The organism is Pseudomonas bijieensis, assembly GCF_013347965.1.
Classification (GTDB): domain Bacteria; phylum Pseudomonadota; class Gammaproteobacteria; order Pseudomonadales; family Pseudomonadaceae; genus Aquipseudomonas; species Aquipseudomonas bijieensis.
In genome coordinates this window covers 3,060,346-3,084,142 of the sequence record NZ_CP048810.1, presented here as the reverse complement: position 1 = coordinate 3,084,142, position 23,797 = coordinate 3,060,346, and the positions used below count along the sequence as shown (strand labels likewise).

General features: G+C 61.2%; 19 protein-coding genes. 14 read left to right on the top strand and 5 right to left on the bottom strand.

Features of this window, described 5'->3' with window-relative positions; all coding sequences use genetic code 11:
- The first annotated feature begins 320 nt into the window (after positions 1-320).
- The 4 genes from GN234_RS13530 (at position 321) to GN234_RS13515 (ending at position 7,308) form a co-directional block, all read left to right on the top strand.
- Entirely contained in the window at positions 321-2,192 is a 1,872-nt protein-coding gene (locus GN234_RS13530) for a DUF1302 domain-containing protein (RefSeq protein WP_163855282.1), read from the top strand.
- Positions 2,193-2,217: 25 nt separating this feature from the next.
- Positions 2,218-3,582, top strand: coding sequence for a DUF1329 domain-containing protein (locus tag GN234_RS13525; protein WP_109753569.1), 1,365 nt, complete (start codon positions 2,218-2,220; stop codon positions 3,580-3,582).
- Between the two features lie 325 nt (positions 3,583-3,907).
- A complete protein-coding gene (locus tag GN234_RS13520) occupies positions 3,908-6,643 on the top strand; it encodes a LuxR C-terminal-related transcriptional regulator (protein ID WP_116831488.1) in 2,736 nt (911 codons plus the stop codon).
- Between the two features lie 155 nt (positions 6,644-6,798).
- Entirely contained in the window at positions 6,799-7,308 is a 510-nt protein-coding gene (locus tag GN234_RS13515) for a methylated-DNA--[protein]-cysteine S-methyltransferase (protein WP_233459551.1), read from the top strand.
- Positions 7,309-7,439: 131 nt separating this feature from the next.
- Here the strand turns inward: GN234_RS13515 and GN234_RS13510 are convergent, their stop codons facing one another.
- Together GN234_RS13510 and GN234_RS13505 are read right to left on the bottom strand one after the other, a co-directional pair.
- Complete coding sequence (locus tag GN234_RS13510) at positions 7,440-9,257, bottom strand: alkaline phosphatase D family protein (RefSeq protein ID WP_233459550.1); 1,818 nt, start codon at positions 9,255-9,257, stop codon at positions 7,440-7,442.
- 326 nt (positions 9,258-9,583) lie between these two features.
- Positions 9,584-10,579, bottom strand: coding sequence for a TRAP transporter substrate-binding protein (locus GN234_RS13505; protein WP_176688611.1), 996 nt, complete (start codon positions 10,577-10,579; stop codon positions 9,584-9,586).
- A gap of 457 nt (positions 10,580-11,036) precedes the next feature.
- Here GN234_RS13505 and GN234_RS13500 point away from each other — a divergent pair, with 457 nt between their 5' ends.
- From GN234_RS13500 to GN234_RS13470, 7 genes are all read left to right on the top strand, one after another.
- Positions 11,037-12,191 (top strand): mandelate racemase family protein, encoded by a 1,155-nt coding sequence (locus tag GN234_RS13500; protein ID WP_109753574.1) that lies wholly within the window; start codon positions 11,037-11,039, stop codon positions 12,189-12,191.
- 72 nt (positions 12,192-12,263) lie between these two features.
- On the top strand, positions 12,264-13,886 hold the full coding sequence (locus GN234_RS13495) for an ABC transporter substrate-binding protein (protein WP_109753575.1): 1,623 nt from the start codon (positions 12,264-12,266) through the stop codon (positions 13,884-13,886).
- Positions 13,887-13,920: 34 nt separating this feature from the next.
- Complete coding sequence (locus GN234_RS13490) at positions 13,921-14,958, top strand: ABC transporter permease (protein ID WP_176688610.1); 1,038 nt, start codon at positions 13,921-13,923, stop codon at positions 14,956-14,958.
- A complete protein-coding gene (locus tag GN234_RS13485; RefSeq protein ID WP_176688609.1) occupies positions 14,958-15,866 on the top strand; it encodes an ABC transporter permease in 909 nt (302 codons plus the stop codon). Before GN234_RS13490 ends, GN234_RS13485 begins: the two co-directional genes overlap by 1 nt.
- Positions 15,867-15,877: 11 nt before the next feature.
- The gene (locus tag GN234_RS13480; RefSeq protein WP_109753578.1) at positions 15,878-16,717 is read left to right on the top strand and encodes an ABC transporter ATP-binding protein; all 840 of its coding nucleotides are present in this window, start codon (positions 15,878-15,880) and stop codon (positions 16,715-16,717) included.
- A 10-nt stretch (positions 16,718-16,727) separates the two neighbouring features.
- Positions 16,728-17,495, top strand: a complete 768-nt coding sequence (locus GN234_RS13475) for an ABC transporter ATP-binding protein (RefSeq protein WP_176688608.1) — start codon at positions 16,728-16,730, stop codon at positions 17,493-17,495.
- A 130-nt stretch (positions 17,496-17,625) separates the two neighbouring features.
- Complete coding sequence (locus tag GN234_RS13470) at positions 17,626-18,348, top strand: oligogalacturonate-specific porin KdgM family protein (protein ID WP_109753580.1); 723 nt, start codon at positions 17,626-17,628, stop codon at positions 18,346-18,348.
- A 127-nt stretch (positions 18,349-18,475) separates the two neighbouring features.
- Here GN234_RS13470 and GN234_RS13465 read toward each other — a convergent pair whose 3' ends face one another.
- Positions 18,476-19,219: a FadR/GntR family transcriptional regulator gene (locus tag GN234_RS13465; RefSeq protein WP_109753581.1), complete on the bottom strand. Its 744-nt coding sequence runs from the start codon at positions 19,217-19,219 to the stop codon at positions 18,476-18,478.
- Between the two features lie 97 nt (positions 19,220-19,316).
- On the opposite strand from GN234_RS13465, the gene GN234_RS13460 reads away from it, so the two are divergent.
- Positions 19,317-20,030, top strand: a complete 714-nt coding sequence (locus GN234_RS13460) for a FadR/GntR family transcriptional regulator (protein WP_176688607.1) — start codon at positions 19,317-19,319, stop codon at positions 20,028-20,030.
- A 172-nt stretch (positions 20,031-20,202) separates the two neighbouring features.
- Here the strand turns inward: GN234_RS13460 and GN234_RS13455 are convergent, their stop codons facing one another.
- Both GN234_RS13455 and GN234_RS13450 read right to left on the bottom strand, forming a co-directional pair.
- Entirely contained in the window at positions 20,203-20,619 is a 417-nt protein-coding gene (locus tag GN234_RS13455; protein WP_176688606.1) for a VOC family protein, read from the bottom strand.
- 152 nt (positions 20,620-20,771) lie between these two features.
- Positions 20,772-21,821 carry a hypothetical protein gene (locus GN234_RS13450; RefSeq protein WP_176688605.1) on the bottom strand — a complete coding sequence of 350 codons (1,050 nt, stop codon included), beginning with the start codon at positions 21,819-21,821 and terminating at the stop codon, positions 20,772-20,774.
- Between the two features lie 75 nt (positions 21,822-21,896).
- Here GN234_RS13450 and GN234_RS13445 point away from each other — a divergent pair, with 75 nt between their 5' ends.
- Complete coding sequence (locus tag GN234_RS13445) at positions 21,897-22,667, top strand: hypothetical protein (protein WP_176688604.1); 771 nt, start codon at positions 21,897-21,899, stop codon at positions 22,665-22,667.
- Positions 22,668-22,966: 299 nt separating this feature from the next.
- Entirely contained in the window at positions 22,967-23,512 is a 546-nt protein-coding gene (locus GN234_RS13440; protein ID WP_176689589.1) for a DUF4256 domain-containing protein, read from the top strand.
- Positions 23,513-23,797 lie beyond the last annotated feature (285 nt).

Sequence of the window (23,797 nt, the reverse complement as noted above, 5' to 3'; positions counted from 1 at the left end):
GTGCCCGAAAGGGCACGGCAGCCCCACCAAGCAAGCGCTTGCCTTGTCAAACCGAAAATTTCAGCCATCCTTGCCGTGCCGGCATCTGTCGGCCTGGCGAAAGGACTGTTCCAGAGTGGTCGAGGGCTGCAAATCACACTTTAGAGGGATCAAGCCGTACTACCTGCTGGCTATAGTCCGCTCACGGATTCTCAAGAACGGGGCGCACGCACGAAAGGGCGATGCGACCTTGATGGATGTCGGGACGCTGCCGCTCCCAGCCATCGAGGTGTTCTTGAAATGTCCACTGCCATAACAATAATGCACATGGAGTAGCGTCGATGACCTCAGCAACCACGTTCTGGCGCCGGGCAAAACTGCCTCTGGCGGTCAGTCTCGCCTCTTCGCTCGCCGGGCCAGCATTCGGCGTCAGTTTCAACATCGGTGAAATCGAGGGCCAGTTCGACTCGTCCCTGTCGGTCGGCGCGAGCTGGTCCACGGCCAACGCCAACAAGGACCTGATCGGTGTCAACAATGGTGGCAAGGGCCTGTCGCAGACCTCCGACGACGGTCACTTGAACTTCAAGCGAGGGGAAACCTTCTCGAAGATCTTCAAGGGCATCCATGACCTGGAGCTGAAATACGGCGATACCGGCGTGTTCGTGCGCGGCAAGTACTGGTACGACTTCGAACTCAAGGACGAACACCGCCTGTACAAGGACATCAGCGACAGCAACCGCAAGGAAGGCGCCAAGTCCTCCGGCGGGCAGATCCTCGACGCATTCGTCTACCACAACTACGCCATTGCCGATCAGCCGGGTTCGGTCCGCCTGGGCAAGCAAGTGGTCAGCTGGGGTGAAAGTACCTTCATCCAGGGCGGCATCAACTCCATCAACCCGGTCGACGTGTCCGCGTTCCGTCGCCCTGGTGCCGAGATCAAGGAAGGCCTGATCCCGGTCAACATGTTCTACGTTTCCCAGAGCCTGACCGACAACCTGTCGGCCGAGGCGTTCTACCAGATTGAATGGGACCAGACCGTGGTGGATAACTGCGGTACGTTCTTCTCCCAGCCGGATGTGATTGCCGATGGGTGTACCGATAACCTGCGGGTGCTGAGCAAGCGTTCCACGCTCCCAGCCGCCGCGTTGGGCCCAGCGGCCGCACTGGGTGTCGACGTCAACGAAGAAGGCGTACTGGTACGCCGCGGGCCGGATCGCGACGCCCGTGACAGTGGTCAGTGGGGTGCTTCGTTGAAGTACATGTTCGAGCCGCTGGACACCGAGTTCGGTGCCTACTTCATGAACTACCACAGTCGTGCGCCGATTTTCAGTGCCACGGGTGCCTCGCAGTCGGTCTACAACATAGCTGCAGGATTGCCCCCTCCGTTTGCCGGACTGGCGCCTCTGCTGGTTGCAGGCAACTCGCAATATTTCGTCGAATATCCGGAAGACATTCGCCTCTACGGCCTGAGCTTCTCCACGACGCTGCCTACCGGTACGGCGTGGAGCGGTGAATTGAGCTATCGCCCAAATGCACCGGTGCAATTGAGCACCACTGATATTCTGTTCGCCGGCGTTCGCCCGCTCGGTGGTCCTACGTTGGGCAATGCTTCGCTGCTTACGGGTGTGCCAGGCCAGGATCTGCATGGTTATCGCCGCAAGGAAATCACTCAGTTCCAGACCACCTTCACTCACTTCTTGGATCAGGTCATGGGCGCCAGTCGCCTCACACTGGTAGGTGAAGTCGGCGTTACTCATGTTGGAGGCTTGGAAAGCAAGTCGGACCTTCGCTACGGTCGTGACCCTGTCTTTGGCCCGGGTCAACTGCCCGCCGGAGCCTGTGACAGGCTCAACGGCGCTACCGCCACAGGTGGCGGCCAGACCATCAACGACGTGAACAGCAACTGCAACAACGACGGCTTCACCACCTCCACGTCCTGGGGCTACCGCGCTCGCGCCATCTGGGAATACCCGGACGTCTTCGCCGGTGTGAACCTCAAGCCCAACGTGGCCTGGTCCCATGACGTCAAGGGTTACTCGCCAGGCCCTGGCGGCAACTTCGAAGAAGGCCGCAAAGCCGTCAGCCTCGGGCTGGATGCCGAGTACCAGAACACCTACAACGCCAGCCTGGCCTACACCAACTTCTTTGGTGGCGACTTCAGTACCGTGGACGATCGTGACTTCCTGGCGCTCAGCGTCGGCGTGACCTTCTAAGCACCGAATTTCAGGACGACACACTATGAAAATAACAAAGAATCTGTTGCAGGTCGGTGTTCTGGGGCTATCCCTGCTGGCCGCCAGCGTCATGGCGGCAGTACCCGCCGCCGAGGCCGACAAACTGGGCAAGAGCCTGACGCCGATGGGCGCCGAGATGGCCGGCAATGCCGACGGCTCGATCTCGGCCTGGAAACCCATGGCCAAGAATGCCGGTGCCGTGGACAGCAAGGGCTTCCTCGCCGATCCATTCCCGACGGAAAAACCGCTGTTCACCATCACGGCGCAGAACGTCGAGCAGTACAAGGCCAAACTCGCCCCGGGCCAGTACGCGATGTTCAAGCGCTACCCGGAAACCTTCAAGATGCCGGTCTACCCGACCCATCGCGGCGCCACCGTGCCGGACGAGGTGTTCGCCTCCATCAAGAAAAACGCGGTCAACACCAAGCTGGTGTCCGGCGGCAACGGCCTGGAAAACTTCGAGACGGCCGTGCCGTTCCCGATTCCCCAGAGTGGCGTGGAAGTCATCTGGAACCACATCACCCGCTATCGTGGCGGCAGCGTGACACGCCTGGTCACCCAGGCCACCCCGCAGCCCAACGGTTCGTACAGCCTGGTGTACTTCCGCGACCAATTCGTGTTCCGCGACAAGATGAAGGATTTCGATCCGGCCAACCCTGGCAACATCCTGTTCTACTTCAAGCAACAAGTGACCGCACCGGCACGCCTGGCCGGTGGCGTGCTGCTGGTGCACGAAACCCTCGACCAAGTGAAGGAGCCGCGTTCGGCGTGGGTCTACAACGCTGGCCAGCGCCGTGTGCGCCGTGCCCCGCAAGTGTCCTATGACGGCCCGGGCACGGCGGCCGACGGCCTGCGTACCTCCGACAACCTGGACATGTACAACGGTGCGCCAGACCGCTACGACTGGAAGCTGGAAGGCAAGAAAGAGCTGTACATCGCTGCCAACAGCTACAGGATCGATTCGCCACAACTCAAGTACGCCGACATCATCAAGGCCGGCCACATCAACCAGGACCTGACCCGCTACGAGCTGCGTCGTGTCTGGCATGTGACCGCGACCCTGAAGGAAGGCCAGCGCCACATCTACGCCAAGCGTGACTTCTACATCGACGAAGACACCTGGCAAGCCGCGGTGATCGACCACTACGACGGCCGTGGCCAACTGTGGCGCGTGGCCGAGGCCCATGCCGAGAACTACTACGACAAGCAAGTGCCGTGGTACGCCCTGGAAACCCTCTACGACCTGCAGTCCGGCCGCTACCTGGCACTGGGCATGAAGAACGAAGAGAAATCGGCCTACGACTTCGGCTTCACCGCTACCACTGCCGACTTCACTCCGAACGCATTGCGCCAGGACGGCATCCGCTAAACCGCTGCACCCGAGGCCGCATCCTCGAAACAACGCCCCGACTGGTTCGGGGCGTTTTTTTGCTCGATCAGTCAACACAAAACCTGTGGCGAGGGAGCTTGCTCCCGCTTGAGTGCGAAGCGCTCATCGCTTTTTTGTGGCGGCTTCGCCACCCAGCGGGAGCAAGCTCCCTCGCCACAAGAGCGGTGGCTGCCTGAATTTTTCAAGTCAATCGGCTTGTAGTCTTTTTGTAGCCATTTGTAGCACTCCCTTCAATACGTCCTCGTTTACCGCTAGTCTGCGGACATCTGCAACGCCGCCACCCGCATTTCAACAAGAGCCGGCCATGACTGATTTGTCTTCACTTCCGGATTCTGCCCGCGCAGCCATCGCGGTACAGGACGGGCGCTTCTACCGCCCGCCCTTGCCCGACGGTCACGTTGTGCGGCCGCGGTTGTGCGAGCGTTTGAGCGCAGGGCTCGGCGGGCGGTTACTGTTGGTCAGTGCCCCGGCGGGGTTCGGTAAAAGCTCCCTGGCGGTGGAGTTCTGCCAGGGCCTGCCGGCCCATTGGCAGAGCCTCTGGCTGGGGCTCAGCGCCCGGGACAACGACCCCGGGCGGTTCCTGGAACGGCTACTCGAAGGGCTCCAGGCGTTTTTCCCGCAACTGGGCGGTCGGGCACTGGGGCTGCTGAAAATGCGCCAGCGCCATCAACCGTTCGCCTTCGAAGAATGGCTCGACGGTCTGCTGGACGAACTGTCCACGCATTTATCGCCCCGCGAACCCTTGCTGTTGGTCCTCGACGACTACCATCTGGCGCAAAGCCAGGTGCTGGATCGCTGCCTACAGTTTTTCCTCAATCACCTGCCCGACGGTCTGCTGGTGCTCGTCACCAGCCGTCAGCGCCCGGACTGGCATTTGGCGCGCCTGCGCCTGTCCCGGCAACTGCTCGAACTCAATGAGCAAGACCTGCGCCTGACTCATGACGAAGCCCTGACCCTGCTCCAGCATCACAGCAGTTCGTTGCGCGGTGAGGCGCTGGAAAACCTCATCCAGCGTAGCGAAGGTTGGGTGGCCGGGCTGCGTTTCTGGCTGCTCGCCGCTTCCGAAGCCGGGACCGAAGGTTTGCTGCCCCAGGCCCTGCACGGTGGTGAAGGGCTGATTCGCGATTACCTGCTCGAAGAGGTTATCGACTGCCTGCCCACCGAGGTCCAGGCGTTTCTCTACGACACGGCCCCCCAGGAACGCTTTTGCAGCGAACTGTGTGACGCGGTGCGCGAGGCCCATGACAGCGCCGAAATCCTGCGTTACCTGGCGGCCCACCAGGTGTTCCTGGTGCCGCTGGACGAGCACGGTCATTGGTACCGTTACCACCACCTGTTTTCCGACCTTCTGCGCAGTCGTCCCAGTGCGCCGGCCATGGTGCCGGCCGCGACCCTGCATCTGCGGGCCTGTCGCTGGTTCAACGCCCAGGGCCTGATCGACGAAGCCGTGGAACAGGCCCTGCGGGCCGGGCACCTGGACGTGGCGGCGAACCTGGTGCAGAACCTCTCGGAGGAGCAACTGCTGGCCGAACAGAACGTCGGCATGTTGCTGCGCTGGAAAATGGACTTGCCCGACAGCCTGCTCATCAGCACCCCGCGGCTGATCGTGCTCTATAGCTGGGCGTTGGGCCTGGCCTGCCAACTGGACGCGGCCGAAGAGCTGGCGGCGCACTTGAGTCGTTTCCTGCCGGCCCCCTCGGCCACCGCGCAAAAATCCATGCTCGCCCAATGGCTGGCCCTGAGTGGGATCGTCGCCCGTGGCCGCGGGGATCGCGAGGCCACCGTGCGTTATTGCAGCGAAGCCCTGGAGAGCCTGCCCCATAAACGCTACGGCCAGCGCCTGATGTGCCTGTCCACGCTGTCGAACCTGGCGATTGCCGACGGCGACCTGTGGCGTGCGCGGAACCTGAACCGTGACTCCCTGGAGCTGGCGCAGCGGGTCGGCAACCCACTGTTCGAGGCCCTGGCCCATTACGATCGTGCCCGGGTCTTGCAAGCGCGGGGAGAGATCCTGCGGGCGCTGGATGAAGTGCACCAGGGCCTGCAACGTTTGCACGCGCTGTCGCCCCAGCGGCTCTATGCGGTGCGGGCGCGGTTGATCATGTACGAAGGTTTCCTGCTGACCTTGCGCATGCAACCCCAGGCCGGCCTTGCGCGGTTGCAGGCGGGCCTCACCGAAGCCCGCGCCTGCCGCGACATCAGCGTGCTGATCGGTCATTGCGTGATTGCGCGCATCGAGGGCTACCGTGGCGAGTTCGCCCGTGCCTTCGCCGAACTGGCTGAGGCCGAGCGCCTGATGCACATCTGGGACGTTCCGCCGATCTACTATCTGGCGATGATCACCCTGGTCAAATGCGAACTCTGGCTGGCCCAGGGGCGCACCGACCTGGCGGACGCCTGGCTGGCCCGTCTGGGCCAGACCTACACGGGCGAGCGGGCTGCCGCGCCACCGGAATTCCACCCGCAACTGCCCTTGCATGTGGAACTGCAGCAGGCGGTGCTGGAGTCCATCCGGGGTCAACCGATGCTCGCCCAAGGACGGCTCGATGCCTTGCTTGAACACGGTCAACAAACCGGCCGGCAGATGCTCAGCGTGATGGCCCTCAACCAGAAAGTCGCCTTGCTGCTGAGTATCGGGCGCGAACCCGAAGCCCGACGGACCCTGGCCCAGGCTTTCGAAGCCGCCAGCGGCGGCGTGTTGCAGCCTTTCGAATGGTTGTTCGGCGAGCACCGTGAATGGTTGCGCGAACAACTGCTGCACGCACCACCCAGTTCCTTGCGCGATCATCTGCTCGAACGCCTTCCCTCGACGGCGGCCCAGCCTGCCGACCCGACGGCGCCCGTGGAAACCCTCAGCAGTCGCGAGCGGGCGGTGTTGCAACTGATTGCCCAAGGCTGTTCGAACCAGGAGATCAGCGAGCAATTGTTCATCTCGCTGCACACGGTCAAGACCCACGCCAGCCACATCAACAGCAAGCTCGGCGTGGAGCGCCGCACCCAAGCGGTGGCGCGGGCGAAGGCGTTGGGGTTGTTGAGCTGACGGGGCCGGTGAGAACCCTGTGGCGAGGGGAGCTTGCTCCCGCTGGGCTGCGAAGCAGCCCCAACTGATAATCTGACACACCGCGGTGCCAAGTTTAGGGTCGCTTCGCAACCCAGCGGGAGCAAGCTCCCTCGCCACAAAGGCTTTGATAAGGAATCCCCCGATGTTGCCTCTGTACAAAACCATCCCATCCCCCCGTCGGCCAACTGATCCTCGTCGCCCGGGAGACAAGACTGGCGGCCATCCTGTGGGAAAACGAGCGGCTCAATCGGGTGCGCCTCGGGCCGTTGGAGGAGGACATTCAGCATCCGGTCCTCAAGGAAACCGAGCGTCAGTTGCTCGAATACTTCGCCGGCCAGCGCCGTCGTTTCGAGCTGGAGCTGGACTTCGCGGGCACTGATTTCCTGATCCGGGTCTGGCAGGCCCTGTTGTCCATCCCCTTCGGAGAAACCCGCAGCTACCGCGACATCGCCATCCAGATCGGCCAACCGACGGCGGTTCGGGCCGTCGGCGCCGCCAATGGCCGCAACCCCATCTCGATCATCGCCCCTTGCCACCGGGTCATCGGCAGCTCCGGCAGCCTCACCGGCTTTGCTGGCGGCCTGGCGGCCAAACAGTTCCTCCTGAGCCTGGAAGGCCAGCAGTCCCTGCAATTGGCGTTCTGAGTTTTGGACACTCCCCCCAATCCCCTGTGGGAGCGAGCCTGCTCGCGATGGCGGTGGGTCAGTTACTGATGATGTCGGCTGTGCCGCCGTCATCGCGAGCAGGCTCGCTCCCACAGTTGTCCGAGTGTTCTTCAGGGTTGCGGTGGTTTCGGTGGCAACATTCGCGTCGGTGGCTGGCCGTTGGCATTGTGCTGGTAGATTTGCGCGGGCTGGCCCTGGTCATTGAAAAACACTTGGCCAATACCGGCGCTGTTCCACAACCGTTCGCCCGCTTCGGCGTGTTCCGGGGTGTGGGGGACGATGCGCATGCTCCGGCGCTTGGTGAACCAGTTCAGGGGCGAACGCGGCGAGTAGAGCCAGCGGTTCAGGCGATCGAACCATTCCAGCAGCACGGGCGGGAATTCATTCTTGATGCCGCTGCTGGTGATCTGCCAGATACGCGGACCGCCCTTGCGGTGTGGGATCAACACTTCGTAGACAAAGGAATAATGCACGTCCCCTGACAGCACCACGTAATTACCGGGGGTACGCGAATGGCGGAAAATGTTCAGGATCACCTGGGCCGCGCCGCGATGGGCCATCCAGTTTTCCGCATCCACCAACAGCGGATAACCGCACCAACTGAACGCCCGCTGCACGGTTTCGATCAGCTTCACGCCGAAGATCGGTGCCGGTGAGACGATGATCGCTGACGGATGGTCCAACAACTCCTGCTGCAACTCGCTCAAGGCCTCCCAATCCAACAGGCCGGAAGGCTGCTTGAGGTTGTTCTCGCTGCGCCAGCGGCGGGTACGAGTGTCGAGCACCACCAGGGCCGGGGTGCTTGGCAACACGTAATGCCAGCGCTGGAACCCCAGCAGGGTGTTGATCAGTTTGTCCTGGGGTTCGCTGTCGAGGTAGTGGTCCCGGGCGGTGTCGCTCAGGGCCAGGGTTTGCGCGAGCACGTCCGCAAAGGCATCGGGGTTGTTGCCCCAGCCCTGGCAGAGCATGTAGGCGATCAAGGCGTTGCCGATGATGCGCTTGGAGAACGGATGACCGTAGGCCGTTTCCTCCCACTGTGCGGACAGGTTCCAGTCATCGGTAATGTCATGGTCATCGAAAATCATCAGGCACGACAAGTGTGCAAACACTCGCGCCACGCCGCCCAGCCCGGTCTTGAACGCATCGATGCGTTGCTGTTCCAGGTCGTAGCGCTGGCGCCGCTCGACGGTCAACTCGGGCGGCTGCACAGCGATCAGCGTCCAGGGCACCGGCGACCACACCAGCAGGTACATCGCCATGACCTCGGCGAAGGTCACCAGATGATTGTCGGCGCTGCTGCTGGTGAAAATCGGCTTGCGTGCCCCACCGAAAAATCGCTCGCGCAGGGTTTCGTTGCTTTCCAGTGCCGGTAACAGATCGGCGCGATGGTAATAACTGGCCGGGTGTCGATAGAGCTTGGCGCTGTCTTGCACCACGGCACCCTCAAGGCATTCCTCGAACAGCCCCAAGCGCTCGATCAGCCCATGGATCGCCCGCAGCATGGGCCCGGCGACGTCGTCGGCATAGACTTGGTCGCCGCTCATCATCAGCAGGGCCGGGCGTTGTGCCGGGGCTTTCGCCAACAGCCGGTCGACGCAAAGCAGGCCGTCGTTGGCCGGGTAGTGGGGTTTGCGGCAGGAGCCGTGGACCAATTGCTCGATGCGCGAGTGCAACATGAAGTTCGGGCATTGTGCGCCGTCATACAACAGATGTGGTGCCCACTCGGCGATGGGGGCGCCGTCCACCAGCAGGTCGTAGTCAATCGCCACGTCCTGGGGCAGGGGAGTGTCGAGCATCACATCGATCAAGTGCACAAACGCCCGCTGCCCCACCGGCACCACGGTGCAGCGCGACGCATCCAGTGCCAGGTCGCCGACACCGTCAATGCGTAGCGTCAACGCCAACGCTTGCGTCCCCACCAGCCACATCACCAGGCGCGCAGGCTCCAGCCGCCGTAACAGCGGGCCGATCAGGACGGGGGGGCAGGGGGATGGTGTCGGGAGTGGACGGCAACATTCGCGGGAAAAAGCTCTGTTCAGGGCGAGGCGGGGATCATAGCGCAATGTGCCGGGTTGCTGGGATGGGGAGGCATCGTGGCAACCCTACTTTTGTGGCGAGGGAGCTTGCTCCCGCTGGGGTGCGAAGAGCCCCCAAAACCTGAGGTCGCGGTGTGTCAAGTAAGGTGTTGGGGCTGCTGCGCAGCCCAGCGGGAGCAAGCTCCCCTCGCCACGGGACCGTACTGGGCCTTGTTACATCACTGGGCCTTGTTGGAAGCCTCGGCCGCCTTGATCAAATCCGGCCCGATCTGATTTTCGAACTTGGCCCACACCGGTTTCATCTTGTCGCGCCAGGCATTACGCTCCTGCGGCGTGAGGGCAATGATCTCGGTGGTCTTGGCGTCTAGCACATGCTGCTTGTCCTGCTGGTTGAATCGTTCCGCTTCCTTGTTGGCATAGGCGGTGGATTCGACCACGATCTTGTCCAGTTCGCTACGGATATCCGGCGGCAGGCCGTTCCAGAAGTCCGACGTGGTGATCAGCATGTAATCGAGGACGCCGTGGTTGGACTCGGTGACGTATTTCTGCACTTCATTGAGCTTCTGGTTGTAGAAGTTCGAATAGGTGTTTTCCGTGCCGTTGACCAAACCGGTGCGCAAACCCTGGTACACCACCGAGAAAATCATCGGTTTGGCGTTGGCTTCCACCGCTTTGAACTGCTCCTCCAGCACCGCGGAGGTCTGTATCCGGAACGTCAGGCCGCGGGCATCCTCGGGCTGGCGCAGGGGCTTGTTGGCCGATAGCTGCTTCATGCCGTTATGCCAATAGGCCAGGCCGGTAATGTTCTTGCTTTCCATGGACTTGAGCAACTTCTGGCCTTCGGGGCTCTGTTGAAAACGGTCCACTGCGTTGATGTCGTCAAACAGGAACGGCAAGTCGAACAATTGCACGGTTTTGGTGTACTGATCGAACTTGGCAAGCGACCGCGCAATGATCTGCACCTCTCCAAGGAGCAAGGCTTCCAACTCCTTGTCATCGCCATACAGCGTGGAGTTGGGATACACCTCGACCTTCACCTTGCCCGGCAGTCGTTCGTCCACCAGCTTCTTGAACATCAACGCGCCCTGGCCCTTGGGCGTTTGTTCGGCCACCACGTGGGAGAATTTGATGACGATCGGCTCAGCGGCCATGAGCGTGCCCCACGCCCCGAAAGCCAGAGTGCAGGCGAGTGCTTTCCACACAGGTTTGAGCATTGCGAAATTCCCTTTGCATTTGTATTTATCGTACGGGCCTCTTCGAAGCCCGGCGTACAGCAAACAGCAACAAGTCTAGGGGAAAAATCACCCGACGAACGATTCACAGATCCAGTGCCCGCTGCCGCCCTCTGTGGGAGCGAGCTTGCTCGCGATGACGGCTGCACATCCAACATCACCGACCCAGACAGACCGCTATCGCGAGCCGGCTCGCTCCCACAGGTTTCCCGTCTTCCAGTCGTCGCGGCCCTCCCGCGAAGAGTCGTATCATTTTTGCTTTGTGGTATGACGACATTCTAGATTCACTTCAAGAAAAATAACCTCATTTGCGTGTGGAATCGCTTCTGTCCGTAATTTTATTGAGTTTGTGTGTTGACAGCCTACGTGAAACGTCAGAATAATCCGTCACGTTGTATGACGACATACAAATAAACAATAACAACAGGGTGCTCCCTCTATGAGAATCACAGGCGTTCACGTCGAAGTCTTTTCCACCCCTTCGCGCCGCGCCCAGGACAGCGCCGGTCACGCCCATCCGGGCGATGAGGTCATGATCAAGATGGCCTTGCTGCGAATCGGTTGTGACGATGGCTCCGAGGGTTATGCCTTTGGTCCGCCGGAGTTGATTCGTCCGCACATCATCGAATCCTTCGTGCGCAAAGTGCTGGTCGGTCGCGACCCGATGGACCGCGAAAGCATCTGGCAAGACCTGGCGCACTGGCAGCGCGGCAGTGCCGGGCAGTTCACCGACCGGGCGCTGGCGCTGGTGGAGCAGGCGTTGTGGGACTTGGCCGGGCGTAAGCTCAAGTTGCCGGTGCACAAGTTGATTGGCGGCTATCGCGACAAGGTCCCGGCATACGGCTCGACGATGTGCGGCGACGATTTGCCGGGTGGGTTGTCGACGCCGGACGAGTACGGCCAGTTCGCCGAGAAACTGGTCCAGCGCGGCTACAAGGCCATCAAGTTGCACACCTGGATGCCGCCGATTTCCTTCGCGCCGAATCCACAAATGGACATCCAGGCCTGCGCCGCCGTGCGTGAGGCGGTCGGTCCCAGCATCGCGTTGATGCTCGACGGCTACCACTGGTACAGCCGCATGGATGCGCTGACCATCGGCAAGGCGCTACAGGAACTGAATTTCGCCTGGTTTGAAGAACCGATGATGGAGGACTCGGCAGAGTCCTATGCGTGGTTGGCGGCCAACCTGGACATCCCGGTGCTGGGCCCGGAAAGTATCGCCGGCAAGTTCCACAGCCGCGCCAGTTGGGTGACCCAGAAGTCCTGTGACATCCTGCGCGCCGGCGTGGCCGGGGTCGGGGGGATCGGGCCGTGCCTGAAGGTGGCGCACTTGGCCGAGTCGTTCGGCATGGATTGCGAAGTCCACGGCAATGGCGCGGCGAACCTGGCGGTAGTTGGCGCCATCAGCAACTGTCGTTGGTACGAGCGTGGCCTGCTGCACCCGTTCCTCGACTACGAAGAAGTCCCGGCGCACCTCAACAGCATCGTCGACCCCATGGACGCCGACGGTTTTGTGCACCTGTCCGATCGGCCCGGGTTGGGCGAGGACATCAACTTCGCGTATATCGAAGCCAACACCCTGTCGCGACATTGATCCTGTTCCACGCCTGAGGCTGATGGCTGCCCGGGCAACAAAGTCTTTATAAATATAAGAAAGGACTGAACCATGAAACTCTGGCCCAAGCGCCTGACCAGGCTGCTGTGTGTCACCGTGGCCCTGTGCGCCGTGCAGGTGCCCGTCAGCCTGGCCCAAGGCGAAACGCCCCCCGACCAATTGGTGGTGGGCATGAGCATGATCAACCTGCTGTCCCTGGACCCTGCCGCGGCGACGGGGCTGGAGGTCGCCGAAGTCAACGCCAATGTCTATGACATGCTCCTGGAGCAGGACGCGGCGCAGCCGGACACGCTGATCCCCGCCCTGGCGAAAACCTGGGAAGTCAGCCCCGACCGCATGCGGCTGACCTTCCAATTGCGCGATGGCGTGCGGTTCCACTCCGGCGCACCGCTCACCGCCCATGACGTCGCCTGGTCATTGCAGCGCGTAGTCACCCTCAACCGCGCCCTGGCTTCCACCTGGAAAGCCTACGGTTTCACCGCCGACAACGTCGTCAAACTGATGCGCGCCGAAGGGCCGCACACCTTTGTCATGGAGTTGCCGCGCAGCACCGACCCGATGCTGGTACTCAACACCCTGGCGACCTCGCCCAGTGCCTTCATCATCGATCGCAGTGTCGCCTTGCAACATCAGGTCGGCGACGACCAAGGCGCGGCGTGGCTGGCGACCCACACGGCTGGCTCCGGCGCGTTCAAGCTCGACATCTGGCGCGCCAACGATGTGATCCTGATGAGTCGCAATGAGGACTATTGGCGTGGTCCTGCGAAATTGCGTCGGGTGATCATGCGCAACATGACCGAGTCCCAGGCCCTGCGCCTGATGGTCGAGCGCGGTGACCTGGACGTCGCTCGGGGCATGGCCGCCACCGACATCAAGGCGTTGGGCAAGGTCGATGAAGTGCGCATCCAGAGCATCGCCCGCGGCACGTTGTACTACGTGGCGATGAGCATGCAGCAGCCGGTGTTCCAGGACATCCGCGTGCGCCAGGCCATCCGCCTGCTGATCGATTACCAAGGCATCAATGACGTGGTGATGCCGCACTACGGCGTGATCAATCAGCGACCGTTGCAACTGGGGTTGCCGGCGCGTCTGGACGATCCGGGTTATCGCCTGGACGTGGCCGAGGCCAAGCGCCTGCTGGCAGCGGCGGGGCATGCCGAAGGCTTCAAGGTGAGCATTCGCTCGCTGACCGATCCGCCGTTTATCAACATCGCCACCAGCCTGCAAGCGACACTGGCCCAGGCCGGTATCCAGGCGACGATCATCACCGGCACCGGCAACCAGATCTATGGGGCGATGCGCGACCGCCAGTTCGACATCCTCGTCGGTCGTGGCGGCGGTGGGGCGGAGCGTCATCCGCATTCGAGCCTGCGTGCCCTGGTCTACAACCCGGACAACCGCACCGAAGCCAAGCTGAGCAACTTCCAGGGCTGGCGCACCTCGTTCTTCAATCCGCAGCTCAATCAACTGATCGAGCAGGCCGAGCGCGAGCGTGACCCCGAGCGCCAACGCGAAATCTACGCGCAGATCCAGACCCTCTACGACCAACAGGCCGGGGCAATCATGCCGGTCTCACAGATGGTGGACGAAGTGGTGATCCATGCGGATGTGCGCAACTACATTGGCCACACCGCCGCCACCACACGTCTTCGGGACGTTTACAAGCAGCGCTGAAATCGACGGCCACAGGGCCAAGGCAGGAATGAACATGTCGACTGCATCCTTTTCAATCTGGAGCACCCGGGCCGTTTCGGCGACTCGGCGCGGCGGCTCGGTGGCGGTGACGCTGCTGGGGTTGCTGCTGCTGACCTTTTTCATCGGGCGAGTGATGCCGCTGGACCCGGTGCTGGCCATCGTCGGCCCGGACGCCGACGCCTCGGCCTATGCCCAGGTGTACCAGGAACTGGGCCTGGATAAACCGTTGTGGACCCAGTTCGCGATCTATTTAGGCGACCTGCTGCACGGTGACTTCGGCATGGCATTGCTGACCGGCAACCCGGTCATCACCGACATTGCCCGAGTCTTCCCGGCCACCTTGGAACTGGCCACCCTGGCGATTCTGTTCGGTGTGCTGGCGGGCCTGCCGCTGGGTGTCTACGCCGCGACCCACCAAGGCCGCGCCGGGGACCATATCGCGCGACTGATCACGCTGTTCGGTTATTCCACGCCGATTTTCTGGATCGGCATGATGGCTTTCCTGGTGTTCTACGCCTGGCTGGGTTGGGCCGGTGGCGTCGGGCGGATCGGCCTGGCTTATGACGGGCTGATCCCGAAACACACCGGGCTGTTGTTGATCGACACGGCCTGGTCCGGCGACTGGGAGGCCTTTCGTAGTGCGTTACGGCACATCCTGCTGCCAGCGGTGATCCTCAGTTTCAACTCGGTCGCGTACATCAGCCGCATGACCCGCAGCTTCATGCTCGAGCAACTGTCCCAGGAGTACATCATCACCGCCCGGGTCAAGGGTTTGTCCCAGCGGCGCATTGTCTGGGGCCACGCCTTCGGCAACATCCGCGTGCAGCTGTTGACCATCGTCGCGCTGGCCTACGGCGGTCTGCTGGAGGGCGCGGTGTTGATCGAAACCGTGTTTGCCTGGCCGGGCTTCGGCCAGTACCTGACCAGCAGTTTGCTGCTCGGTGACATGAACGCGGTGATGGCTTGCGTGCTGCTGATCGGCCTCATCTTCGTGACGCTGAACCTGATCAGCGACGCGCTGTACAAGATCTTCGACCCGAGGACTCGCTAATGAACCTGCCCCTGGCTTCCAGCGCACCCGGCGCCGCCGCGCTGCCCGCTTCCAGTACCGCAGCGATGGCCGCCAGCACCCTGCGTCTGCTGCGTTTTTTGCTGCGCAACCCGATGACCTTCGCTGGCCTGGTCGTGGTCTCGACCCTGATGCTGGTCGCGGCTTTCGCGCCCTGGATCGCCGGCCACGATCCGCTGTTGCAGAACCTCGCCGGCGCGTTGCAGGCACCGAGCAGCGCGCACTGGTTCGGCACTGACGAATACGGTCGCGATGTTTTCGCCCGGCTGGTGTATGGCTCGCGCATCACGCTGTACATCGTCTTGCTGGTGACGGTGATCGTCGGTCCCATCGGCCTGTTGGTCGGCACGGTTTCCGGCTACTTCGGCAGTTGGGTCGACAGCCTGTTCATGCGCATCACCGATATTTTCATCTCGTTCCCCAGCCTGGTCCTGGCATTGGCGTTCATCGCCGCTCTCGGCCCGGGACTGGAGCACGCAGTAATCGCCATCGCACTCACCGCCTGGCCGCCGATTGCCCGGCTCGCCCGCGCCGAAACCCTGCCATTGCGCAACGCTGACTTCGTCGTCGCGGTGCAGCTACAGGGCGCGTCGAGTGCCCGGGTCATCCTGCGTCACATCATCCCGATGTGCCTGTCGTCGGTGATCATCCGCCTGACCATGAACATGGCGAGCATCATCCTCACCGCCGCCGCCCTGGGTTTTCTCGGCCTCGGCGCCCAGGCACCGTTGCCGGAGTGGGGCGCGATGATTTCCACCGGGCGGCGCTACATGCTCGAAAGCTGGTGGCTGGTGGCCGCGCCCGGTGCGGCGATCATGCTGGTCAGCCTGGCCTTCAACCTGTTGGGCGACGGCTTGCGTGACGTCCTCGACCCCCGCAGCCAATCCTGAGGAGCAGCCCCATGACTGAGATAAAACTTGCGGTACAGGATTTGTGCGTGGAATTCCGCAACGCCGGCAAAACCTCCCTGGCCGTGCGTGACGTGTCGTTCACCCTGGGCCGGGAGAAACTCGCCATCGTCGGCGAATCCGGCTCGGGCAAATCCACCGTCGGCCGCAGTCTTTTGCGTCTGCATCCACCGACGGCGCGGGTCACCGCCAAGACATTGCGCTTCGCCGATATCGACCTGTTGGCCGCCAGCGAAAAGCAGATCCAGGCGATTCGCGGTGCGCGCATGTCAATGATCATGCAAGACCCCAAGTACTCGCTGAACCCGGTGGTGCGGGTCGGCGAACAAATCGCCGAGGCCTATCTGGCCCATCACAAAGTGCCCCATCGCGAGGCCCGCGAACGCGCCCTGGACATGCTCGCCAAGGTGCACATTCGCGACCCCCGGCGGGTCTATGACCTGTACCCCCATGAAGTCTCGGGCGGCATGGGCCAGCGGATCATGATCGCCATGATGGTGATCACCGATCCCCAGGTGATCATCGCCGACGAACCCACCTCGGCCCTGGACGTGTCGGTGCGCCGGCAGGTGCTCAACGTGCTGGAAGAGTTGGTCAGCGAGCGGGACCTGGGGCTGATTTTCATCAGTCACGATTTGAATTTGGTGCGGCATTTCTGTGACCGCGTGCTGGTGATGTACGCCGGTCGCGTGGTCGAGTCCATTGCCGCCGCCAACCTGGACCAAGCCGTCCATCCCTACACCCAAGGCCTGTTGGCCGCATTGCCGAGCCTGGACCATCCGCGCGCCACGCTGCCGGTGCTGCAGCGCGACCCACTCTGGTTGAACGTTTGAGGAGCCTGTCATGAGCATGATTGAAATCACCGGCCTGAACCTCAGTTTTGGCACGGGCGCGGCACTGAACGCGGTATTGCACGACGTTGATTTGAGCGTGGCCGAAGGCGAGGCATTTGGTCTGGTGGGGGAGTCCGGTTCGGGCAAGACCACCGTGCTGCGTTGCCTGGCCGGGCAGTACCAGCACTGGAGCGGGCAACTGCGGGTCGCCGGCCAAGCGGTGACTCGCAACTTGCCACTGAACCACTACCGCACCGTGCAGATGGTGTTCCAGGACCCGTATGCCTCGTTGCACCCGCGCTACACCGTCGATGCCGCGCTGCAAGAACCGCTGCGCATCCATGGCATCGATGGGCGTGCACAGAAAGTCAGCGAGATTCTGCGCAAGGTCGGTTTGAACGACAGTTTCCGCTTCCGCTACCCGCACCAGTTGTCCGGTGGCCAGCGCCAACGGGTGGCGATAGCCCGGGCGCTGATCCTGCGTCCCCGGGTGCTGTTGCTGGACGAACCGACTTCGGCGCTGGACGTCTCGGTGCAGGCGGAAATCCTCAACCTGCTGGCCGACTTGCGCCGCCAGGAAGGGCTGACCTACCTCATGGTCACCCATGACCTGGCAGTGGTGGCGCATTTGTGTGATCGGCTGGCGGTGATGCAGCAGGGCAGGGTGGTGGAGACGCTCGACAGTCAGTTCCTGGCGAGCGATGGCGCCGCCCATGCGTACACCCGTTTGCTGGTGCAAGCCAGTCGCGACATACAGCGAATACCTATCGCTGTCTGAAGTAAGGCGTTCGTTGCAATTGTTTTAACCCGCAGAAGACGTTGAACCGCAGGTTTCACTGCTGCGCACGCGCTCGCCTGTGATTTGGCGTTCAACCCAACTAATCATTCAACTAACAAGAATAAAAAACATGAAAAAGACACTCGTCGTGCTGTCCCTCGTTTCCTTGTTCACTTCAGTGGTTGCCGTGGCCGATACCGGTTACATCAACGTACGCCACCAGTATGCGGAACAAACCCGCATGCACGCCGACCGCGCCAAGTTCGGCATGCGGCTGGACAACGGCGTGGGGCTCGAAGGTGAACTCAAGTACAAGACCGCCGGTGATCGTGAAGACGTCGCCTTCGACAACACCGTCGGCAGCGGCCATGAATTCACCGTCAATTACCAGCACAAGCTCAATGACCGCTGGACGCTGACGCCCTCGTTCGCCATGGAAAGCGACGAGGAATCCACCACCTACAAGATGGGCATGCGCCTGGGTTACAAGATCACCAAGGAGCTGAGCATTGCCGGACGCTACCGTTACGATTCATCCAAGCTCGACCGCGACAAGGTTGACCATGACGTACCGGACAACGGCCAGGACGACCAGAAGATCCATCGCTACGACGTGTACATCAACTATGCCAACCAGGGGCCGTGGGCGTATGAATATCAACTGACGTACTTCGATGCCAACTACATCCGTTATAACGGCGGCACTGACGACTATGAACAGAATGCCGTGGTCAAGTACAAGTGGGATAAGCGCTGGGCGCCGTTTTTCGAAGTGGGCGATATCAAGGTCAACTCGGTCGACAGTGATCGGCAGTTGCGGCTGCGAGTCGGCATTCAATACAACTTCTTCTAAGTTGTTGGAGCACTGAGATCAACTGTGGGAGCGAGCCTGCTCGCGATAGCGTCGGATCAGCTGGCATCCATGTTGACTGACCCACTGCCATCGCGGGCAGGCTCGCTCCCACAGGATCAGTGAGCATTTATTCGTTGTAGAAAGCCTGGCGTTGCTGGGTTTCACACAGGCGCATGCGGCTATTGCTCAAGTGCAGGTACATGGCCGCCCGCGCCGCATCGACATTGCCACTGGCGATGGCGTCGAAGATCTGCTGGTGTTCGGCGTTGATCCCTTGCAGGTAAGCGCTGCGATCACTTTGCCCGGAGTAGGCGGAGTTCATGCGCGTACGCGGGATCAGCTTGGTGCCCAGGTGCTTCATGATGTCGATCAGGTAGTAATTGCCGGCGGCCTTGGCGATTTTCAGATGGAACTGGAAATCGGCATTGATGGTGGTACCGGACTTCTCCGGCCCTTGCAGCAGCGCCTCCAGCGCCTGGGCCAGTTCGGCCAGGGCTTCAGGCGTCGCGCGCTCGGCGGCCATGCCAGCGGCCTGCACTTCCAGGCTCAGGCGAAACTCCAGCAGGTTGAGCACATCCGACAACGTGGCAATGGTCGCCGGCCCCAGGGTGAAACCCTCCGGTGCCGGCATGTCCAGGACAAAGGTGCCGACGCCATGCCGCGTCTCCACCAGCCCCGCTGCCTGCAAGCGCGACAGTGCTTCGCGGACCACCGAACGACTGACGCCTTCGGCCTCCATGATGTGCACTTCGGTGGGGAGCTTTTCGCCGCGCTTGAGAACACCTTCACGCATGCGCTGGGCAAAGCGGTCGACCAGTGTTTCGGCGAGGCGGCGCGGCTTGTTCAGTGGAGATAACGCTTGATCCGTCATCGGCGTGCTCTAGTGTGATCAGCGGGCATTATAGTGAGTTTTAGCGCAAGGTCGCGGCTATAATGCCGCGATCGTCTGGCTTTAATGGATAGGTGCAATGGACCGTGTCACACCCGATCGACGCTTGAGCATGACTCAGCAATTGGTGGTCGACCTGACGCAGCAGATACTGGCCGGCGAGCTGCCCGCGGGCAGCAAGCTGCCGACCGAGCAGGTGATCATCAAGGAGCGCGGCGTCAGTCGGACAGTGGTGCGCGAAGCCATGTCGCGGCTGCAGGCCGAAGGCCTGGTCGAAACCCGTCACGGCATCGGCACCTTCGTGGTCGACACCGCCCGCCCCGGGGACTTCCAGGGCAGCAAACACGTCAAGGGCGGCGCCTACGACGCACTGGCCGTGATCGAACTGCGCCTGAGTCTGGAAGTGGAAGCGGCGGGCATTGCCGCACAACGTTCCACGCCGGAACAGCTGCAGGCGATGCGCGAAACGCTGGATACGGCGAATGCTCTTGAGGCGGCGGATGACGAAAGCACCCGGGTGGATTTCGAATTTCACTTGCAGATCGCCCAGTGCACCGGCAACAGCTTCTTCATCGACGCCATGGCCCATGTGGGCAATGCATTGATCGCGGTCGTGCAACAGGCCGGGCCTGCCGTCACGGTTGAGCATCGGGCGTTGGTGGTTCGCGAGCGAGAGCAGATTTATGCCGCACTGGCGCGCCATGATGCCGAGGCGGCGAGGGCGTCGATGCGGTTGCATTTGATCAATATGCTGCAGCGGATTCGGGGTGCGGTTGAGTTGACGGCGCAATAACCCCCCATGGCTTTTCCCGATCCCCTGTGGGAGCGAGCCTGCTCGCGATGACGGCGGCACATCCAACCAATCTGCTGACTGATTCACCGCCATCGCGAGCAAGCTCGCTCCCACAGTTTTTGATCGCCGGGTTCACAGATTTTGTGCCCTGCGGTTCCTGCCAAGTTGAAGCTCAAGGCTCCAGCGCCGGTCCCTTCAGCTCAATCTGATTACCATCCGGATCTAAGCAGTAGATCGACCAGCCCTTACCCTCCGCGCCATAGCGCATCTGCGCTTTCTCAACATTCAGGCCAACTGAGGCCAAATGAGCGAGGAGGGCTTGTTCATCGAACGGCTCGATGCGCAGGCAGATGTGGTCGACATTTCTCCCTTGCTTGCCAGCCGCTGGCCCACCCTCGCGACCAAGCGGCCCATCGACAGCCACCAGATCAATCATCGAAACACCGGTGCCAAGGTGGACCATGCCAAGATCGTCCCGGCGCTTCTTGAGCTCGCAACCGAGCACCGAGGTATAGAAAGCCAGGCTGCGCTCGATGTCTTTTACGCGCAGGACGATATGGTCGATGCGCTGGATCGTGAAGTTCCTCATACAGGCCTCATGTTCAGTGATGCCGCCAATGGGTTACTTCACCATAGCTGCCCATGCCGGAATGTCACCGCAGAACTTCGTCTCGTGCAAAGCAACCGCCGAACAGGCGATCGTGACCACGGGACATCCGGCATTCGGGGGCAGCGGTCTTGCTAGTTGCGCTTCCAGCACTCGGCAAACCGCGCGCATACCCCGTAACGCTCATCCATCTGCGCCATCCGCTCCAGATGATGACCTACTGCTTCGCCCGTCACCCCATTCCCGATCCGGAAGTACTCCACCATCATCGCGACGTCCAGATCGATCTCGGCCTTTTCCGGCTTGGCGTTGGCGGTTTTGGGCAATGCCCACTGTTCCAGTTGCTCGTCCTTCACCTGCCGCAGGCGCACCTGGTATTCGTCCTTGAAGCGTTCCAGCGAGCGCGCCTTGTTCTGCGCCATATCATCGCCAAACGTCTTCAGGTTTTCCCGGTACAGCGTCCAGTAGTCAGGCGGCAGGTCGAAGCCGAGCTTGGCCTTGCGTTCGCTGATCAGCGTGTCCAGTTTCTCTGGCGAATAGCTCTCGACTTTCTCCTTGGCCGGATCCGTCTTCACGGTGACGACCAGGCTTTTATCGATGACCCGGTTCATCAGCTCCAGGCGATGAGGCGTGTCCGGGTAAGTCTGGGGAAACAGCGCATTGCGGCCAGCACAGGCGGGGAAGTCTTTTTTCAGGATCGGGATCGGTGTGCGCACGTCCTTGCCGTCGACTCGTTGCAAGCGTTGCAACTGAGTCAGGCAGAAATTTTTCTCGGACTTGAACGTCACCTCGTATTCGGCATTGGCCTCGGGGGTAAAGTTGAAGCCCTTGCCGCACACGGCATAACCGCTGTTCATGTTGGTGCGCAGGTAAATCTGCTCACCGGGCTTGAGCTTGACCTCCAGGTAGCCCTTGGCATCCTTGGGCGCCGGAACGCTCATCCCCACCCGCCGCGCGGTATCGCTAAGCAGCAGATTGTTGAGAATACCCGTGGTTTGCCCGTCGCAATGGGCGGCATCGAAATAATCCAGCGTGGCGTTGCTGGTATTGGCAACGAACCGCAACTTGGCGGCGTCCGGTTCGATGGCATCGGGATAACTGCCATTGACGCTGCAACCGCCGAGCAATACAAACAACGCGGACAATGCTAGCAACGGGGCAGGATAGCGAGGCAGGGCGAGCATGGGGCATCCTTGAAGGATCGATAAAGTGGGCGAATGCTACTGAAGTGCCACTATTGCGTCCACCGTCGAGCTCCTGTGGGAGCGAGCCTGCTCGCGATGTCTCCACTTTTAGCCGCCACCAACGCCTGGACACGCCACCTCATGATGAAATGGTTCAAAACCCTCACTCGGACAGATGCCATTGCAACACTGGCCCTGATCGTCTCCATCGCCTCTGCCTACTTCAGCTACCAGCAATACCAGGACAGCGTCGCCAGCCGCAGAACGCCGATCATCATCCGGGTTGGCGCCGAACACAGCAAAGTGTCGTTCTACAAACCCTTCGCCGATTTCCCATTCGTACTCTTCAAGCAGCGCTACAAAATCATCCTCACCAACAACAGCTTCAATCCGGAAAGTGTCATCGACTGGCGAATATGGGAGCGCAGGGAAGATGGTGGCGGCGAGTACGCCGGTATGAAATCCAAGCTCCTCGACTCGACCGGGACACCCATTGCCTTGCCCTTCCTGATCGCCGCGAAAGAAAGCAAAGTGGTCTTCCTGGACGTCGGCCAGAAAGTCACGCCAGAGGCGTGGGCGGCGGTGGGCTCAAATGTGAAGTTCGATAACGAGATGGACTGGTTCGAGGCCGACCGGATTTTTGCTGATGCAGGCTTCCCGCTGTTCGGGCAACTCACGCCCGGGGAGAGCTCCAGGTACCAGGACCTGCAAGTCAACCGCTGGCTGGCCGGGCCGGCCTATCAGGAGTTCCAGTTGAACTTCAGCAAGGCCGATGGCTACGAAGTGGCAGCGCAGTTGTCGTTGAATGTCAGTGATGCTTATCCACAGGGGGAGGCACAGCGGTAGCCTGGTGGGCGAGTCGCTTTGAACAGGATTTGCGCACGCTATCAAGGTAGCTGATACCGTGCGAAAAACCTGAGCAAACGAGGCCGAAGGCTTCTCGAATGGCAGGGTGAAACACGCACTTGCTCGCCATAGCAGATTCACATCCAACCAATCTGCTGACTGATTCACCGCCATCGCGAGCAAGCTCGCTCCCACAAAAAGCGGCGAGGTCTTCTGGTGAAGACCTGCTGCACGTCTATCCTAGGTAGTCTTGAACCAGGCGCGGAATCGGCAACCGATCACCCATGGACTTCCATACCATGAAAAAACAAGAACAAGACAACCTCATCCAAACCCTGAAAACCCGCTTCGAACAAAACCCGAACCGTCACCCGGACATCCAGTGGGACGACGTCCAGACCCGGCTCGACAATCACCCCAATGCCCTGAAGTCCCTCCAGGCCATGGAAGCCACTGGCGGCGAGCCGGACGTGATCGGCCTCGACCCGAAGACCGGCGCCGTTACCTTCTGCGATTGCGCCAAGGAGAGCCCGACCGGTCGCCGCAGCCTTTGCTACGACCGCGCTGCCCTGGATGCGCGCAAGGAGAACAAACCCAAAGGCAGTGCCATCGAAATGGCCGAAGAGATGGGCATCGCCCTGCTGACGGAAGACCAATATCGAGCCCTGCAGAAGCTTGGCGAATTTGATGCGAAGACGTCCAGTTGGCTGGCAACCCCTCCAGAACTTCGCGCGCTCGATGGAGCGATTTTTGGCGATTACCGCTATGGTCGGGTGTTCATCTACCACAATGGCGTGCAGTCGTATTATGCGGCGCGCGGGTTTCGTGGCGTGCTGCGTATTTGAGCCAATGAATTGTGGCGAAGGGATTTATTCCCGTTGATCTGCGAAGCAGCCCAAAACCCATCAGCACGGACGCGCCAGGAAAAACAGTTGGCAGGTTTTACGACTGCTGCGCAGCCGAGCGAGAGCAAGCTCTGGCCACAATGGTTCGGCGTTAGCGAGTGATTCATCAGGTGGTTTACGTCATAGGTGGCTCTGTGTTTTTATACGTGCAGGCACAAGTAGCCTCCCTGCTGCGATGGGAAATACGAAAAATCTAAGTGAACTTACCCACTTATTTAGCCACTG

Coding starts and splice junctions, on each gene's coding strand:
- GN234_RS13530 (WP_163855282.1), top strand. CDS start 321: ATGACCTCAGCAACCACGTTCTGGCGCCGGGCAAAACTGCCTCTGGCG.
- GN234_RS13525 (WP_109753569.1), top strand. CDS start 2,218: ATGAAAATAACAAAGAATCTGTTGCAGGTCGGTGTTCTGGGGCTATCC.
- GN234_RS13520 (WP_116831488.1), top strand. CDS start 3,908: ATGACTGATTTGTCTTCACTTCCGGATTCTGCCCGCGCAGCCATCGCG.
- GN234_RS13510 (WP_233459550.1), bottom strand. CDS start 9,257: ATGTGGCTGGTGGGGACGCAAGCGTTGGCGTTGACGCTACGCATTGAC.
- GN234_RS13505 (WP_176688611.1), bottom strand. CDS start 10,579: ATGCTCAAACCTGTGTGGAAAGCACTCGCCTGCACTCTGGCTTTCGGG.
- GN234_RS13500 (WP_109753574.1), top strand. CDS start 11,037: ATGAGAATCACAGGCGTTCACGTCGAAGTCTTTTCCACCCCTTCGCGC.
- GN234_RS13495 (WP_109753575.1), top strand. CDS start 12,264: ATGAAACTCTGGCCCAAGCGCCTGACCAGGCTGCTGTGTGTCACCGTG.
- GN234_RS13490 (WP_176688610.1), top strand. CDS start 13,921: ATGTCGACTGCATCCTTTTCAATCTGGAGCACCCGGGCCGTTTCGGCG.
- GN234_RS13485 (WP_176688609.1), top strand. CDS start 14,958: ATGAACCTGCCCCTGGCTTCCAGCGCACCCGGCGCCGCCGCGCTGCCC.
- GN234_RS13480 (WP_109753578.1), top strand. CDS start 15,878: ATGACTGAGATAAAACTTGCGGTACAGGATTTGTGCGTGGAATTCCGC.
- GN234_RS13475 (WP_176688608.1), top strand. CDS start 16,728: ATGAGCATGATTGAAATCACCGGCCTGAACCTCAGTTTTGGCACGGGC.
- GN234_RS13470 (WP_109753580.1), top strand. CDS start 17,626: ATGAAAAAGACACTCGTCGTGCTGTCCCTCGTTTCCTTGTTCACTTCA.
- GN234_RS13465 (WP_109753581.1), bottom strand. CDS start 19,219: ATGACGGATCAAGCGTTATCTCCACTGAACAAGCCGCGCCGCCTCGCC.
- GN234_RS13460 (WP_176688607.1), top strand. CDS start 19,317: ATGGACCGTGTCACACCCGATCGACGCTTGAGCATGACTCAGCAATTG.
- GN234_RS13455 (WP_176688606.1), bottom strand. CDS start 20,619: ATGAGGAACTTCACGATCCAGCGCATCGACCATATCGTCCTGCGCGTA.
- GN234_RS13450 (WP_176688605.1), bottom strand. CDS start 21,821: ATGCTCGCCCTGCCTCGCTATCCTGCCCCGTTGCTAGCATTGTCCGCG.
- GN234_RS13440 (WP_176689589.1), top strand. CDS start 22,967: ATGAAAAAACAAGAACAAGACAACCTCATCCAAACCCTGAAAACCCGC.